Below are 13,168 nucleotides of genomic sequence, written 5' to 3'. Positions count from 1 at the left end.
CCCCATGAAGGATAGCACTGAAATCTGGAAGCCCGTTCCCAGCGAGCCCGGCGTTCTCGCCAGCAGCTGGGGCCGTATCCTACAGCCGCCGAGCTACGCCCCGCTGCCAAATGGCGGCTACCGCACATACCTTCCCGAGCCCACGCATGGCCTAGTGACAAAGGCCAGGAAGGGCGCCGTCCACGAATATCGCCTCGTGATGCTTAAGCGCCATGATGGTGAAGGTGGTCGTCAGAAGCCTCGAAAGGTTCACCAGCTGGTGTGCGAAGCGTTCCACGGCCCCAAACCATTTCCAGCAGCCGTCACCCTCCACGACGACGAAGACGGTCTGAACAACCGTCCCGGCAACCTCTCTTGGGGCACCCAGAAAGAGAACCTCAGTATGCCGAAGTACAGAGAGACCGTGTCAGCCCGAGCATCGGCTATACCGCGCAACGGAGTTGGCACGAATGGCGGATTTTGTGCCGTGTCGGCTTCCTTTAAAGCGGAGGCCTGAGACATGGCACTCCCGCCCCGCAAGGTCAGAGAGCGCGCCACCCGCAAACCGCGCAGAGAAGGCCGCTGGAAGTCTCAGGCTCACCTGAGCTTCGTTCGCTCCTTCCACTGTGCCTGGCCCGGTTGCCAGCGCGCGCCGATCGAGGCGGCTCACGTCCGGATCGGCAGCGGGGCGGGCATGGGCCAGAAGCCTGACGACTACCGCGCGGTCCCGCTCTGCGGCTCCGACCTCGACTTCATGGGCCACCATGCCCAGCAGCATGCCATCGGTGAGCAGTCCTTCTGGCGCGCCTATCAGGCCGCCTCGGGGCAGTCGGTGGAAAAGCTGATCGACAGCCTGTGCGACGCCTCGCCGCGCCGCAAGGAAATCAGGGAACATCGCAATGGCTAAGCAAGGCGGACAGACCCTCACGCTCGTCAACCCGTCGGTGCGGGCGTTGGCCCACCAGTTGATCGAGAGGGCGCCGATGGGCGCGGTGCTCAACATCAAGGAAGCGGCGCGCACCAGCGATCAGAACGCGAAGATGTGGGCCATGCTGTCCGACATCTCGCGCGCGAAGCCCGAAGGCCGGGTGCTGTCGACCGAGGTCTGGAAGGCGCTCTTCATGAACGCCGCCGGCTTCTCGTGCACCTTCGAACCCACGTTGGATGGCAAGGGCGTTGTCCCGCTCGGCTTCAAGTCCAGCCGCCTCTCCAAGTCCGAGTTCAGCGACCTGATCGAGTGCATCTACGCATTCGGCGCCGAGCATGGCGTGGTCTGGACCGACCCTGTCGAACGAAAGGCAGCCTGATCATGGAAAAGATCACCCACAACGAGTTCCGCGCTCGCCTGAAAGAGCAGGGCATGGATCGCGAGCACTCGGCTTTCGTCTGCCCGATCTGCAGCACTGTGCAATCCATGGCTCTGCTGCGTATCGAAGGTGTCCCCGAGGACAAGCTGGATACTCAGATCGGCTTTTCGTGCGTCGGACGCTGGAACGATGCCGGGCCTGCCCGCGACGGCAAACCCGCGAACGCCGACAAGCCGGGATGCAACTGGACGTTGGGCGGCCTTTTCCGGCTGCACCAGTTGGAAGTCGAGCACGAAGGCAAAAGCCATCCGATGTTCGTCATCGCCAGCAAGGAGCAGGCGGAAGCGCTACGCGCGCAGGTGTCGGCATGAGTTGGTCCCCGCAACAGGACGCGGCCATCCGCAGCGTGTCGACTTGGCTCGGTGATCCCAACGGCCAGCAGGTGTTCCGCCTGTTCGGCTACGCTGGGACGGGCAAGACGACGCTGGCGAAGGAACTGGCAGCGAAGGTCAAGGGCAAGGTGCTCTACGCCACCTTCACCGGCAAGGCCGCGCTCGTCCTGCGCAAAAAGGGCTGCAAGGACGCCTCGACGATCCACTCGCTTATTTACAGCGTGGAGATCGACGAGGTCACCGGCATCGCCGCGTTCAAGCTCAACGAGCAGAGCGACCTGTCCGATGCCGCGCTGCTGATCGTGGACGAGGTGTCCATGGTCGGCGAGGATCTGGCGCGCGACCTGCTCAGCTTCGGCAAGCGCATCCTTGTCCTGGGCGATCCCGCGCAGCTGCCGCCGGTGAAGGGCGAAGGCTTCTTCATCAACGGCGAGCCAGATGTGATGCTCACTGAGGTCCACCGCCAAGCACAGGACAACCCCATCATCCGCATGTCGATGGACATTCGGCAGGGGAAGCCGCTGCAGGTCGGCACGCACGGCAGTAGCCTCGTGACGCGCAGCAGCGCGCTCGGCCGGGACCGCCTGGGCGAACTCGTCCTTGGGGCCGATCAGCTGCTCTGCGGCCTCAACCGCACCCGCGTCTCCTACAACCAGCGCATCCGGGCGATGAAGGGCCTGCAGGGCGCGGCGCAGGCGTGGCATCCGACCGCAGGCGACCGCCTGATCTGCCTCCGGAACGACAAGGAGAAGCACATCTTCAACGGTGGCCTCTGGGACGCTCAGAAGATCGAGGAGCTTGGCGACGGCAAGCTGGCGCTCCGCGTCGCCTCGCTCGACGAGAAGCGCGACCCGATCAAGGTCGAGGTGTTCGAGCACTTCTTCAACGGCACCGAGCAGACCATCGACTGGAAGGCCAAGCGCGGAACGCAGGAGTTCACCTTCGGGTGGGCGATCACCTGCCACAAATCGCAGGGCTCGCAGTGGGACAACGTCATCATCTTCGATGAAAGCGGGTCGTTCCGGGATGCGAAGCGGAACTGGCTGTACACGGCGGTTACGCGCGCTGCCGAACAGGTCACGGTGATCGTATGAGCGATAGGGTCACCATGGACGTTCATGTCAGCGCTGGCGATTTCGAAAGTGCGGTGAACGAAGCTCGTCGCAACGGCTTCTCAGTCGATTACGTTTCGGTGTCCGCCGAGGTCAGCCTCGATGAGGCATTGGAAGAGGCGTCGGTCGATCAGCTGCGTTCGGCTCTTAGTCGCGAAGTCCCCGGATACACGCCAGATCAACTGACCGCGATCGAGGCTTGCTTCGCTTCCGTCCTCGCGGGCGACCTCGCCGACGCCAGCGCCTTCCTTCCCCGCATTTTCGAACACACCGCGCAGATCGATGCCGCCGAGCGCGCGATCCACGCCAGCTATTTCAGGAGCGTAGCAGCATGACACTCGACACCAAAGGTCAGCAGCGGGCGGTCGTATTGCCGCTGTCTAGCATAACGCCAGGTTATAACCCGCGCCGATATTTCGACAGCAAGGCCCATGAGGAGCTCGTGGCTTCGCTCCAATTGCGCGGCATGCTGCAGCCGATGCTGGTCAGACCCGCTCCCGATGGCGGTGAGGGCTATCTCCTCGTCGCTGGCGGTCGCCGGTACAGGGCTGCGCTCGAAGCGTTTGGCAGGGACGGCAATGCCCCGGTCCTGATTCGCGATATGACCGATGACGAAGCGGTCGAGGCTGCGATCGACGAGAACGATGTCCGCGATGATGCCTCCGAAACGGAGCAGGCAGACGCCGCCGTGCGCGTTCTGGCGGCCAGCCAGAACGATCGAGCTGAAGCCGCACGTCGGCTTGGCTGGTCCCCGGCCAAGCTCGATCGACGCCTGGCGCTGGCCAACTTGTCCGAACCCGTGAAGCTCGCGCTCGACGAACGCCGCATCAAGGTCGGCCACGCCGAACTCTTGGCCGCGGTGCCCGGCGACAAGCAGGAAAAGGCTCTCGACACGATCCTGACTGCCGGGCTGGACGTAAACAAGACGCGCGAGTTGCTCATGCGCGTGACGCAGAGCCTCGCTGCTGCTCGCTTCGACAAGGCCGAATGCACGGCCTGCCCCTTCAATTCCGCAGCGCAGCGCGCCCTTTTTGCGACGCATGTTGAAGACGGTCACTGCACCAACCCCGGCTGCTTCCAATTGAAGACCGAATCGGCGGAACCGGTGGCTGATGAAAAGAATGCCGTGCCGGCACCTGACGCGGCCCCGGCGGAGCCTGACGTCTCCAGTTCGGCACCGCGATCGGCGATCGTTCCCAAGAAGGCGAGCCCCACCGAAGCGCCGAAGCAGACCGTGAATGCCGCAATGATCGCGAGCCGCGCCGCTGATGTTCGTGAATCCGCTTGGCGTGCGGCACTGATCCAGGCCGGTGAGGGCGATCCGGAAATCCTGCGTGCCTTCGAATCTATCCTCCGCGACACGTGGAAGGTGGACGCGGTATTCCTTGGCCGTTTCGGCAAGGATGAGCTCAAGTTCATCGCCAAGGAATGCGGCCTGATCGATCACATGGGCACGAAAGCCTTCGCCAAGCTCATGCAGGCGAAGACCGACGCTATCGTCGCCGGAATGCTCAACGCCACTGGGTTCGACTGGTCCGGCCGCCTCCCCGGCGCGCTCACGCTCGACGGAAAATATTCGCCGCCCGCTGTCGACGCGAGCGTCAACGCCCCCTCCACCACTGAAAAGGATTCCTTGCCGTGCTGATCACCAGCCTTCTCCCGCTGCTGTCGCGTTACTCGCTCGGCCTCGACCTCGCTGCAGGACCGGACGAGACGGTCACGCTCATCATCATGCCGCGCAAGGCTGAAGGCGTGAAGAACGCGCCGGGCGCCGAAGAAATCCGCCCGATCTCGATCACCGCTACTGCGGCGGAGATCGACGCGGAACTGGCGCTCGGAGAGGCTGGCGCGCTCGGGCAACTGATCGCCTCACGCAAGGCCCTGGGCGACCAGCTTGCCGAGCAGAAGCAGGCGACCGAAGCTGCGAAGGCGAAGGTCAAACCGGCCACGACGAAGGCGGCAACCACGCCCGCCAAGCCGGAACCCGCCGCGACGCCAGCGCCTGTGCCAGACCCGAAGCCAGGCGAACCCGCCAGCCTCTGGTGAGCCCCAACCCTTTCAACACCCACGATCATCGGCCGGAGGCATCTATGGAAATCAATCAACTGACCCGCGTGTACCGCTATGACGGCATGGACTTGCCCGTGCCGTCGCATCTTGCGGGCGATGCGCAGGGCCTGCGCGCCTATCACGCCACGCTTTACCCCGCGATCCTCAATGCCGAGGCGGTCGATCTCGGCGTTTCCGGCACGGCGCACGTCACCGAGTACCGCCGCGCTGTTGGCACGAAGGGCTGACGATGACGACGGATGGCGCGGGCATCCCGCCCGTCCTGCGCAAACCTCTCCTCGAATGGATCGAATCCGACGATGGCCACTCGCCCTCTGCTACCCAACCAGTCATCAGCGACCGCCTCAAAGCGCTTCACGCGGCCGTCGTCGCCCCGGCGGACGACGTGCGCGAGCCCATCACGCCTCCGCCCGGCCTCCGGCTCGCGCCCCTCGGGTGACCTGGCTGGACGGTCTGTCGCGCTGGCGGCAACCATTCCCGCCATCTTCGACGCTCCGCTGGAGCCTCACTACCGCGCAATCGGACAATGGGTGGCGGCGCAGGGCGAGGCGGGCCAGTGCTTCACGCGCCACGAGGCACGCAAGCACATCGAGCGTACCTTTGACCGTGCCGTGCTGGATATCGTGGGCTGCGTCGACATGCTCGATCTGCGGGCCATCGTAATCAATGGCAATGACGATCATCCGCCAGCAATCGCGCTCATCTGCGACAGCGTTGGCCAGGTCGAACTGGGCTGGATCGAGAAGTGCAACGTGCTCTCGCAGACGATGCTTGGTCCAGTCGCCCCGTTGGGCTGGCGGGCTGCCGCATACAAGGCCCTGACCGAGACGATCCCTTCCGTGCTGCCTGTGTTCGGCTTCGAGGATCTGATGGAGGAGCTTTCCGCCTACTACTGGGACGGCGAGACGGAAGACAGGGAAGCGATAGCAAGCCTGATGCAGTGGCAGGGCCACGCACTGGAGGACATCGACGAGGAGATGTTGCCGTCAGCCATCAGGGGGCGGCGACCCGAGTGGATGCTGACGGAGAACGCGGCGCCACTGTCGAAACTGCCCAAGGGCCTGAGGAGCCGGATACGCGCTGTGCGATCGGCTGCCGACACGGTCATCGCGCAGCGTAGCGCCGCCGGGGCGTGGAACTACGAGAGCGATCTCGCGATCGAATGCCTGCCCGAATATGAGGAACGGGCGTTTCTTGCACCCATGACGCTTGTCTGCGCCGAGGCTTTCGCGCGCGAGCTCGACGACGTCGGAAGGCACGGCATGGAGATAGGCTTCATGGACGTCGTCGGTATGGCGACGGTCACCGATGCGGCCGACATCGATGCGTGGTTCCAGAGCCTCAAGGTCGGCGTGGAGTTCATGCGCGCCGCACAGGATCTGATCGCGATCGACCCCACCAGCGGGAAGGACCGTCGGTGAGCCAGCATTCCACCGAGTTCGAGGCAACCGACCGCGGCCTGACGCTGACGAACGCCATTCTCCTTTATAGAAACGGGCCGCAGCGCACCGCCGCGTTCGCCAGCATGCACGCGGTCGAGCATGGCGAGGGGCAACCGACGATCGCCGCCGGTGCTCCGCTAACCCGGGCTCACTTGCGGCAGTGGACCGCAGCGCTGGGACGCGCGGCGCCGCCGGAGATACTTCCGGACAACGTGCTGGTATCGCATCCGGACGTGCTCGCATGGTGGGTTCCAGAGCAGGTTCGCACCGCCTACTTCGCCCTGTCATCACCGGCAGCGGATCTGCGCGCCCTTCGGCAGCGCACCACTGTGGATCTGCCGTACCCGGCCCATTTGCTGGTCGCGACCCGAAAGGGCCTTGGCGTCTACGCCCTCCCGGAAAGCAAGCGACCAGGCGCGGAAACGCTCGTACTTTTTTCTCCGGTACTGAACGTGTTCATCGATGGCCGCTTGTGCTGGGGAAACATCCCGCAGCCTAAGACGCTGACGATCGCCAGCATCGCTGAGTACGAGCGCGCCGTTTTCGATTCGTGGTCGACCCATCCCAACCCGGGGCAGGAAAAGACCGTTAGCGGAAAGGGTGGCCTGGTCAGGCTGTGGGACAATCTGGCAGCGCGGGGCACGAAGCGGTTCCCGGTCAAGCGCCTACGCCCATTTGTTTTCAGTCGCAGCACGCGAAACGAGGGCGCGCCGGTGACGGTGGGAAGCTTGATAGCGCGGAGTACCCACGCATGACGTCGCCCAACGACTTCCTGACGGCCGCCGCGGTGCTGGCTGCTTTCCCTTGCTACCCGGTGCCCCCAAGCGGGCAGACGCCGGCGATCGAGGAATTGCGATCCGTACGAGCGGGGCAGGGCCTGTTGGTAGGCGCCGATGGCGTGATGTTGATCTTGCGGCGCCCTTGGCTTGCCCTCGACGCGCACATTGCCCCGACACTCGACGGACACGTGCCCTATGGGAAGGTCGGCGATCCGATGGCCGAACTGCGTTGCGGGCTTATCCCGCGCGAGTTGCTCCGCCATATTCTGCAGCACTTCGAGGCGGCGCTGCCGAACGAGGCCGCAGCGTTCGTGATCTGGGACGAGCACACCGCCCAGTTCACCATTGCGTATCCGGAGATCGAAGCGGCGACGCCGTCGCGGCTCGTTTATCGCACGCCGACTCTGGCGCAAGGCTCGCACATCGTCTGCGACATCCACAGCCATGGCAACGGCGCAGCATTCTTCAGCGCGACCGACGATGCCGATGACGCGCATTCCACCAAGATAGCGATAGTCTTCGGTCGCCTCGATCATCCCGCCGGCCCGACCGCTGCGGCGCGTCTGTGTGCCGGCGGCATGTTCCTGCCGATGCCGCGCAGCCCCTTCACTGGAGATGACCATGACGCCTGAACGGCACCTTCTACCGGCCAACTTCGGCCAGCGCGGTATCAAGGTCCTGCTGGTCGGATGCGGTGGCAACGGCGCGCAGATGCTGATGGGCCTTGCCTCGCTCGACGCGGCGCTGCGTGAAATCTCGTCGCGTTGGCTGGACGTTACCGTCGTCGACGACGATGTCGTTACCGAGGCGAACCTCGGCCGCCAGCCGTTCTATCGCTGCGACGTCGGAAGCTCGAAGGCCCGCACCCTGACGGAGCGGATCAATCTCGCGCATGGTTTGCGCTGGCAGGCGGTTCACGGCCGCGCGCCCGAAGCAATCGGTCTGGATAATGTCGACATGCTCATCAGCTGTGTCGACACGGCCTCGGCCCGCCGCGCGCTGGGCGCGGCCATGGACGCGAGTACTAGTCGGGTGCCTGCCTATTGGCTGGATCTCGGCAACCGCGCCATGGATGGCCAGCTGCTGCTCGGCACTCCGGCACGGCTTTACGATCGCAAAGGCTATGTGCGTCTGCCGACCGTGCTGGAGAGCTTTCCCGAACTGGCCGACGAAGGGATGCCGGAGGACGACGCGCCTTCGTGCTCCGTCGCCGAAGCCCTCGAGCGGCAGTCCCTGTTCATCAACCGCGTGCTCGCCAGCCACGCCCTAGCCCTGCTGTTCGATCTGCTCGGCCGGGGATCGATCGGGCACGCCGGCGCCTTCATCAATCTGGTGAGCGGCCACACGGCCCCGATTGCACTGCCTCACCCCAAACCCGAAAGGAAAGCGGTATGACCGCGCTGCTCACAGAAGCCGAAGCGGCCGAACGCCTCCGCTTGGCCCCGCGCACGCTCCGCGAACTGCGCAGCAAGGGCAAGATCACCTACGTCAAGCTGACGGCGCGCAATATCGCCTACCGTCCCGAGGACTGCGACGAGTATGTTGCCCTGTGCATCCAGCGGCAGCAGCTGGTCGCCGATCCTCTCGCAGGCGGCCGGCGCCGCGTCGTACGTGGCCCGGCTGCTGGCGGCGAGATCGTGCCCTTCAGCCAGCGGAATAAGCGATGACGGTCTACAAGCCGAAGGCCAGTCCCTACTACCACTTCGATTACCAGTACCGCGGTGTCCGCTATCACGGATCCACCAACTGCAAATCCAAGCGCGATGCCGAGCGATTCGAGCGAGATCATCGCACTGAGGTCGCTACCGGTAAAAAGGGCAAGCCCTCTGTCACCCTGGATGAAGGTATCGGCATCTACTGGGATGCCAAGGGCAAGTTCGACCGGAACGCCAAGGTGACTGAGTACCAGTTGGGCAATGTCCTGCGCCTGATTGGGCCGAAAACGTTGCTGCAGGACATAGGCGACATCGAGGTCGCTCGCATGGTCGCCCTGCGCCGGATCGAGCCCAGCTTTCCGAATCGCCGTATCAAGCGTGGCGAGGTCCGCCCGGCCGTGTCCGCTGCCACCGTGAACCGCGAGACGGAACTGCTGCGCCGCGCCCATCGCTTCCTGGCGAAGAAATACAAAATCGCCGACGATCCCATCGAATGGGGAAGCCACCTTCTGAAGGAGCCGAAAGAGCGCGTCCGCGAAGCGTCTCCGGAGGAGGAAGCTGCGTTGTTCGCGGTGCTGACGGAGCGGTATCCCGACATGGCCGATCTCGTCGAGTTCGCACTGCTCTCTGGTGCTCGCCGCACGGCCGTGGTCAAGCTGCTGTGGTCCAAGGTCGATCAGCGGAGAGGTACGGCCTCGGTCCACACCAAGGGCGATGTCTGGCATGAATTCCCGCTGACCGATCGCATGAAGGAGATCATCGCGAACCGCCCCCGCGTCGGGCCCTTCGTGTTCACCTACGTGTGCGAGCGTCCTGCGCCCGCGCGCGCCGATCGTCCGCGCAGGATCAAGGGCGAGCGATATCCATTCAGTAAGGAGGGGTGGAACCGCAAATGGTATCGAGCGCTCGACGAGGCGGGCATCACCGACTTCAGGTTCCATGACCTGCGACACACGGCCGCCAGCCGAATCACGCGAGCATCTAATCTTAAGGTGACGCAGAAGCTGTTGGGACATACTCGGATCGAGACGACAGCGCGTTACGCCCATGTCGGCGACGACGATATCCGCCGTGCAATGGATGCTGTTCAGCAGTCCCGAAATAGTCCCGAACTGGTCGGGGAGAAAAGCACTGAAACCCGCAGAAAACCTTACATTAGGAGGATCAAATAAGACTGCTCCCAAAGCAAGCGCGCTACCGGGCTGCGCCACTCCCCGACCTGGGGTTGTCGATGCTGCTGCCCGCGAAGGCAGCAACCGGCGAATGGTGGGCCCGGCAGGATTCGAACCCGCGACCTAGCCGTTATGAGCGGCCAGCTCTAACCGCTGAGCTACAGGCCCCCGTGCCGGACCCGGCCCCATCGACGATGGCCGGATGCCATGCCCGTTAGCTTGGCAATCGGCATGACGCAAGCGGGGTTCTACCCGTGTTGCACGCTCTTCATGATTTCATGCACACTTGTCGGCTTCACTCCGCGCCGGGCGAGGTGGGTGAACAGGGTGCGCCACCAGTCGTAAAGACCGTCGAGGTCCGCTTCGCTGCGCACGTAAGGCGTGTGGCCGGTCGCCAGCGAAGGGCTGTGGAAGGAGAAGACCAGCACCGGCAGCCCTTCGTCGATGGCGATATCGACGCCGCGCAGGGCTTCTTCGGCGGTGATTCCCTCGGGCGTGAGGGGGATGCGTTCGAGCAGTCCCGTCCGCGCGAGGACGCCGCGCATCGTCGGTGCGCGCCACAAGTGCGGATAGATGACGTTGCCCACTTGCCGCAGTGGCCCCCAGTATACGGTGGTCAAGGGCAGCTCGAGAAGCTGGCGCGCTTCGTCGGTCCAGTAGGGGTGGAGCGGGTGCTCACGGTAATTGGGGCCGCCGGTGCCGCTATAGTCGAACCGCGCCCGCACCGAGGTATCGACGGCGATGCCGCATTCCATCAGGATTTCCGCCGTGCGCGGGCCAAGTCCGTAGCGTCCGGCGCGGTAGATGCGCGGGGGCGTGCCGAAGGCGCTTTCTATGCGGTCGCGCAAGGTGAGCAGCTTCTCGCGTTCCAGTTCGAACGGGAGGTTGCCTGCGTAGCTGTTGAGTTCGTTGACGTCCTCGACGAAGGGCGGGCTGACCCAGGGGTGAAGCTGCACGCCCACTTCGGCGCGCCCGGCGGAGACGGCATCGCCGATCGCTTCGGGGGCACAGGCCGAATCGGCGACCGGCCAGTCGATGAGGTAGGACGGGACGACGCCGAAACCCTCGCAGAACTGTTGGAACTTGCGGAGCGCCGGGACCGTGACGACGCTGTGCGCCTCGCGGTCGAGCGGGGCCGACCAATCGAATTCTTCCTCGGTATCGACGGTGACGATGAAGCGCTGGCCGAATTCCGGTCGGAAGGTGGCATGGGCCTGCTTGCCGGGGGGCTGCAGAAGGTTCGGGGCTGGCAAGGAATTTTTTCCCTCTGCGGGTCGCATCCACACGGGATTACTGCGAAAAAGTTGCCGAAATGCTATCGTTTGCGTCCATGCCGGTCGATGCGGAGCCGGTCAAGGCAGGCAGCGACAGATGGAGGCTGTTTGCGATGCGCTGCAGCGCGCCGCCTGCAGCAGCGGCCTCTGCTGCAGCGAGGCGCAAGGTGAAGCCGATCCCGAACATGCCCGCCGCCAGCGACTGGCCACGCTCGCTGGCGACCGGATCGAAGAGGGCCTCGGGATCCCGCTCGGCAAGGATTGCGGGAAGCTGGACGGCCAGTTCGATGATCGCGCCCTGGGCGGCGGGTCGGCGGCTCCAGCGCAGTTCAAGCGTTTCGCCCGGCGCGGTCGATCCGGCGAGGGCGGCGAACAGGCGCCAGACCAGCCGTTCGACCTCCGGCCGGGCGATGCGCAGCGGCAGGGTGGTGGCGGACGGGTCGGCGAGCATCGAGAAGCCGCTGCCGCGCGGCTCGGTCCAGGCGCGCAGGCGCACGATGGTCTGCGCGAGGACGCGGGCGAGATCGCACTCGCCGTCTTCCAGCGGCATCGCGCCCGATTCGAGCTTCACCAGCCGGTCCAGTTCCTCGAACCCGGCGAGGATGTGCGCGCAGTCGCCGGCGATGGCGGCGGCCAGCGCGCGGTATTCGTGCGGGGCAGGGCCGTAAAGCTGCTGCTGGATGATCTCGGCGGCGACCTGGATCGCGTTGGCGGGGGTGCGCAACTCGTGCAGCACTTCGCGCATGCGGTCGGCCTCGGCATGCGGCGCTGCCGGCACGGCGGCGACCTCGACAGGCGCAGCAAGGCGGCGCAGGCGGCCGCAATATCCGGCGAAGCGGCCATGGTCGAACCGGGGAGCGGCGTCGACTTGCCAGAGCCCGCTCACGGCAGGGGCGCCGGTGACGACGATACGGGCGGCGCGCAGCGGCAGGTGTTGCAGCATGGCCCGGGCGACCGGCTGCGCTTGCGGATCATGCGTGCCGAGGGCGAGGCCGACCACTGAGGACGCATAAGGGCCGTCGGCCCAGTCGATGCGGCCTTCGACGCCGGTGGTGAAGTCGATGGCGGCGGCCAGGCGATGCGGGGCGGGCGCAGCGGTATCGCCGAGCGGCAGGCGCGGCGAATCGGCCTGCGCTTCGGGCGGTCCCTTGGCCTCGCGTGCCTTGCGGAATTCCTCGATGCGGCGAACGATCGCGCCGATCCCCGCGTCGCGTTGGCCAGGGGAGGGGCCGGAAGCAGGGTCGGCCGCGACCTTGTGCTGCAGGTCCTTGTGCTGCTGCGCCGCGCGGGCGCGCGCCCATTCGCTGAGCGACGTCGGCGGCGGCGGGTCGTCTGCCATGTCGAGCAGTTCGAGCACGTCATCCGACATGTCCTGGTCGATGGCGATGTCACCGGTGGGGCGCTGGAAGCGGACCGGTATCTCGGGCAGCGGGTCTTCGGGCAGCGGGTCGGCGGGGCCGGAGGGAAGCCCGCGGTCGTGCACGCCAAGCTGTTCCAATAGCGCCTCGACGCGCGGCGACAGATCTCGGCGGTGGCGTAGGATGCCGCGCGCGCGCACCGGCAGGCGCGGGATCAGCGCCAGCCATGCCGCGTCGTCTAGATGAGCGGCTGCAATCCCGGCGCAGGCGACGTCGGGTTCGGCCTCGGCCAGCCAGGTCAGCAGGCGCGGATTGGCCATCGGCTGCAGGGGCTGGCGCAGCAACCGCGCGCGATCCGCGGCGGGGATTTCGCGGCCGAGCTGGCCCAGCCGGGCATAGGCCGCCTCCACCATCTCGCCCGTCTCCTGCGAATCAGTCGCACGTCCGAGAATGTCGATGAGCTGCCTGAACTGGATCCGCGCGAGACTGTCCCCCGAGGACGGGAGGCGCAGGACCGTGGCAAGGCGATCGTCGAAATGCATTCCATCTCCAGACGCGAAAGGCGCGCCTCGGGTTACGTGGCAGATTCGGTCCTATGCCCGCGTGATGTTTACCATAAGGAAAACAC

The 13,168-nt window shown here is 65.4% G+C and carries 17 protein-coding genes and 1 tRNA gene; 15 read left to right on the top strand and 3 right to left on the bottom strand.

Features of this window, described 5'->3' with window-relative positions; translation table 11 throughout:
* Positions 1 to 4: 4 nt before the first annotated feature.
* The 15 genes from BES08_RS31650 to BES08_RS05630 all read left to right on the top strand — a co-directional run bounded on the left by BES08_RS31650 (position 5) and on the right by BES08_RS05630 (position 9,908).
* A complete protein-coding gene (locus BES08_RS31650; RefSeq protein ID WP_083274588.1) occupies positions 5 to 496 on the top strand; it encodes an HNH endonuclease signature motif containing protein in 492 nt (163 codons plus the stop codon).
* Between the two features lie 3 nt (positions 497 to 499).
* Positions 500 to 886: a DUF968 domain-containing protein gene (locus BES08_RS31645; protein WP_083274587.1), complete on the top strand. Its 387-nt coding sequence runs from the start codon at positions 500 to 502 to the stop codon at positions 884 to 886.
* Positions 879 to 1,286, top strand: a complete 408-nt coding sequence (locus tag BES08_RS05690) for a recombination protein NinB (protein ID WP_069707762.1) — start codon at positions 879 to 881, stop codon at positions 1,284 to 1,286. The genes BES08_RS31645 and BES08_RS05690 overlap by 8 nt, the downstream gene beginning before the upstream one ends.
* A 2-nt stretch (positions 1,287 to 1,288) precedes the next feature.
* Entirely contained in the window at positions 1,289 to 1,657 is a 369-nt protein-coding gene (locus BES08_RS05685) for a VVA0879 family protein (RefSeq protein WP_083274586.1), read from the top strand.
* Positions 1,654 to 2,772: an ATP-dependent DNA helicase gene (locus BES08_RS05680; protein ID WP_069707761.1), complete on the top strand. Its 1,119-nt coding sequence runs from the start codon at positions 1,654 to 1,656 to the stop codon at positions 2,770 to 2,772. The genes BES08_RS05685 and BES08_RS05680 overlap by 4 nt, the downstream gene beginning before the upstream one ends.
* Positions 2,769 to 3,125 (top strand): hypothetical protein, encoded by a 357-nt coding sequence (locus BES08_RS05675; RefSeq protein WP_156799769.1) that lies wholly within the window; start codon positions 2,769 to 2,771, stop codon positions 3,123 to 3,125. The genes BES08_RS05680 and BES08_RS05675 overlap by 4 nt, the downstream gene beginning before the upstream one ends.
* Positions 3,122 to 4,435 carry a PRTRC system ParB family protein gene (locus BES08_RS05670; protein ID WP_069707759.1) on the top strand — a complete coding sequence of 438 codons (1,314 nt, stop codon included), beginning with the start codon at positions 3,122 to 3,124 and terminating at the stop codon, positions 4,433 to 4,435. Before BES08_RS05675 ends, BES08_RS05670 begins: the two co-directional genes overlap by 4 nt.
* Entirely contained in the window at positions 4,429 to 4,836 is a 408-nt protein-coding gene (locus tag BES08_RS05665; protein WP_069707758.1) for a PRTRC system protein E, read from the top strand. Before BES08_RS05670 ends, BES08_RS05665 begins: the two co-directional genes overlap by 7 nt.
* Before the next feature lie 44 nt (positions 4,837 to 4,880).
* Positions 4,881 to 5,087 (top strand): PRTRC system protein C, encoded by a 207-nt coding sequence (locus BES08_RS05660; protein ID WP_069707757.1) that lies wholly within the window; start codon positions 4,881 to 4,883, stop codon positions 5,085 to 5,087.
* 72 nt (positions 5,088 to 5,159) lie between these two features.
* Positions 5,160 to 6,281: a hypothetical protein gene (locus BES08_RS05655; RefSeq protein ID WP_069707756.1), complete on the top strand. Its 1,122-nt coding sequence runs from the start codon at positions 5,160 to 5,162 to the stop codon at positions 6,279 to 6,281.
* Positions 6,278 to 7,057: a PRTRC system protein B gene (locus BES08_RS05650; RefSeq protein ID WP_069707755.1), complete on the top strand. Its 780-nt coding sequence runs from the start codon at positions 6,278 to 6,280 to the stop codon at positions 7,055 to 7,057. Before BES08_RS05655 ends, BES08_RS05650 begins: the two co-directional genes overlap by 4 nt.
* Entirely contained in the window at positions 7,054 to 7,713 is a 660-nt protein-coding gene (locus tag BES08_RS05645) for a PRTRC system protein A (RefSeq protein ID WP_069707754.1), read from the top strand. The genes BES08_RS05650 and BES08_RS05645 overlap by 4 nt, the downstream gene beginning before the upstream one ends.
* Positions 7,703 to 8,476 (top strand): PRTRC system ThiF family protein, encoded by a 774-nt coding sequence (locus BES08_RS05640; protein ID WP_069709149.1) that lies wholly within the window; start codon positions 7,703 to 7,705, stop codon positions 8,474 to 8,476. Before BES08_RS05645 ends, BES08_RS05640 begins: the two co-directional genes overlap by 11 nt.
* Positions 8,473 to 8,748, top strand: coding sequence for a helix-turn-helix domain-containing protein (locus BES08_RS05635; protein WP_069707753.1), 276 nt, complete (start codon positions 8,473 to 8,475; stop codon positions 8,746 to 8,748). The genes BES08_RS05640 and BES08_RS05635 overlap by 4 nt, the downstream gene beginning before the upstream one ends.
* A complete protein-coding gene (locus BES08_RS05630) occupies positions 8,745 to 9,908 on the top strand; it encodes a tyrosine-type recombinase/integrase (RefSeq protein WP_069707752.1) in 1,164 nt (387 codons plus the stop codon). The genes BES08_RS05635 and BES08_RS05630 overlap by 4 nt, the downstream gene beginning before the upstream one ends.
* 92 nt (positions 9,909 to 10,000) lie before the next feature.
* On the opposite strand, the gene BES08_RS05625 is transcribed toward BES08_RS05630, so the two are convergent.
* The 3 genes from BES08_RS05625 to BES08_RS05615 all read right to left on the bottom strand — a co-directional run bounded on the left by BES08_RS05625 (position 10,001) and on the right by BES08_RS05615 (position 13,082).
* Positions 10,001 to 10,076, bottom strand: a tRNA-Ile gene (locus BES08_RS05625).
* Positions 10,077 to 10,156: 80 nt separating this feature from the next.
* Positions 10,157 to 11,161 carry a polysaccharide deacetylase family protein gene (locus BES08_RS05620; protein ID WP_008828390.1) on the bottom strand — a complete coding sequence of 335 codons (1,005 nt, stop codon included), beginning with the start codon at positions 11,159 to 11,161 and terminating at the stop codon, positions 10,157 to 10,159.
* A 37-nt stretch (positions 11,162 to 11,198) separates the two neighbouring features.
* Positions 11,199 to 13,082: a histidine kinase gene (locus BES08_RS05615; RefSeq protein WP_008828389.1), complete on the bottom strand. Its 1,884-nt coding sequence runs from the start codon at positions 13,080 to 13,082 to the stop codon at positions 11,199 to 11,201.
* Between the last annotated feature and the right edge of the window lie 86 nt (positions 13,083 to 13,168).

It is taken from the genome of Novosphingobium resinovorum, from assembly GCF_001742225.1.
GTDB classification, from domain to species: domain Bacteria; phylum Pseudomonadota; class Alphaproteobacteria; order Sphingomonadales; family Sphingomonadaceae; genus Novosphingobium; species Novosphingobium resinovorum_A.
Note: the sequence above shows the minus strand (reverse complement) of the source record. Positions and strands in the feature narration are given on the sequence as shown.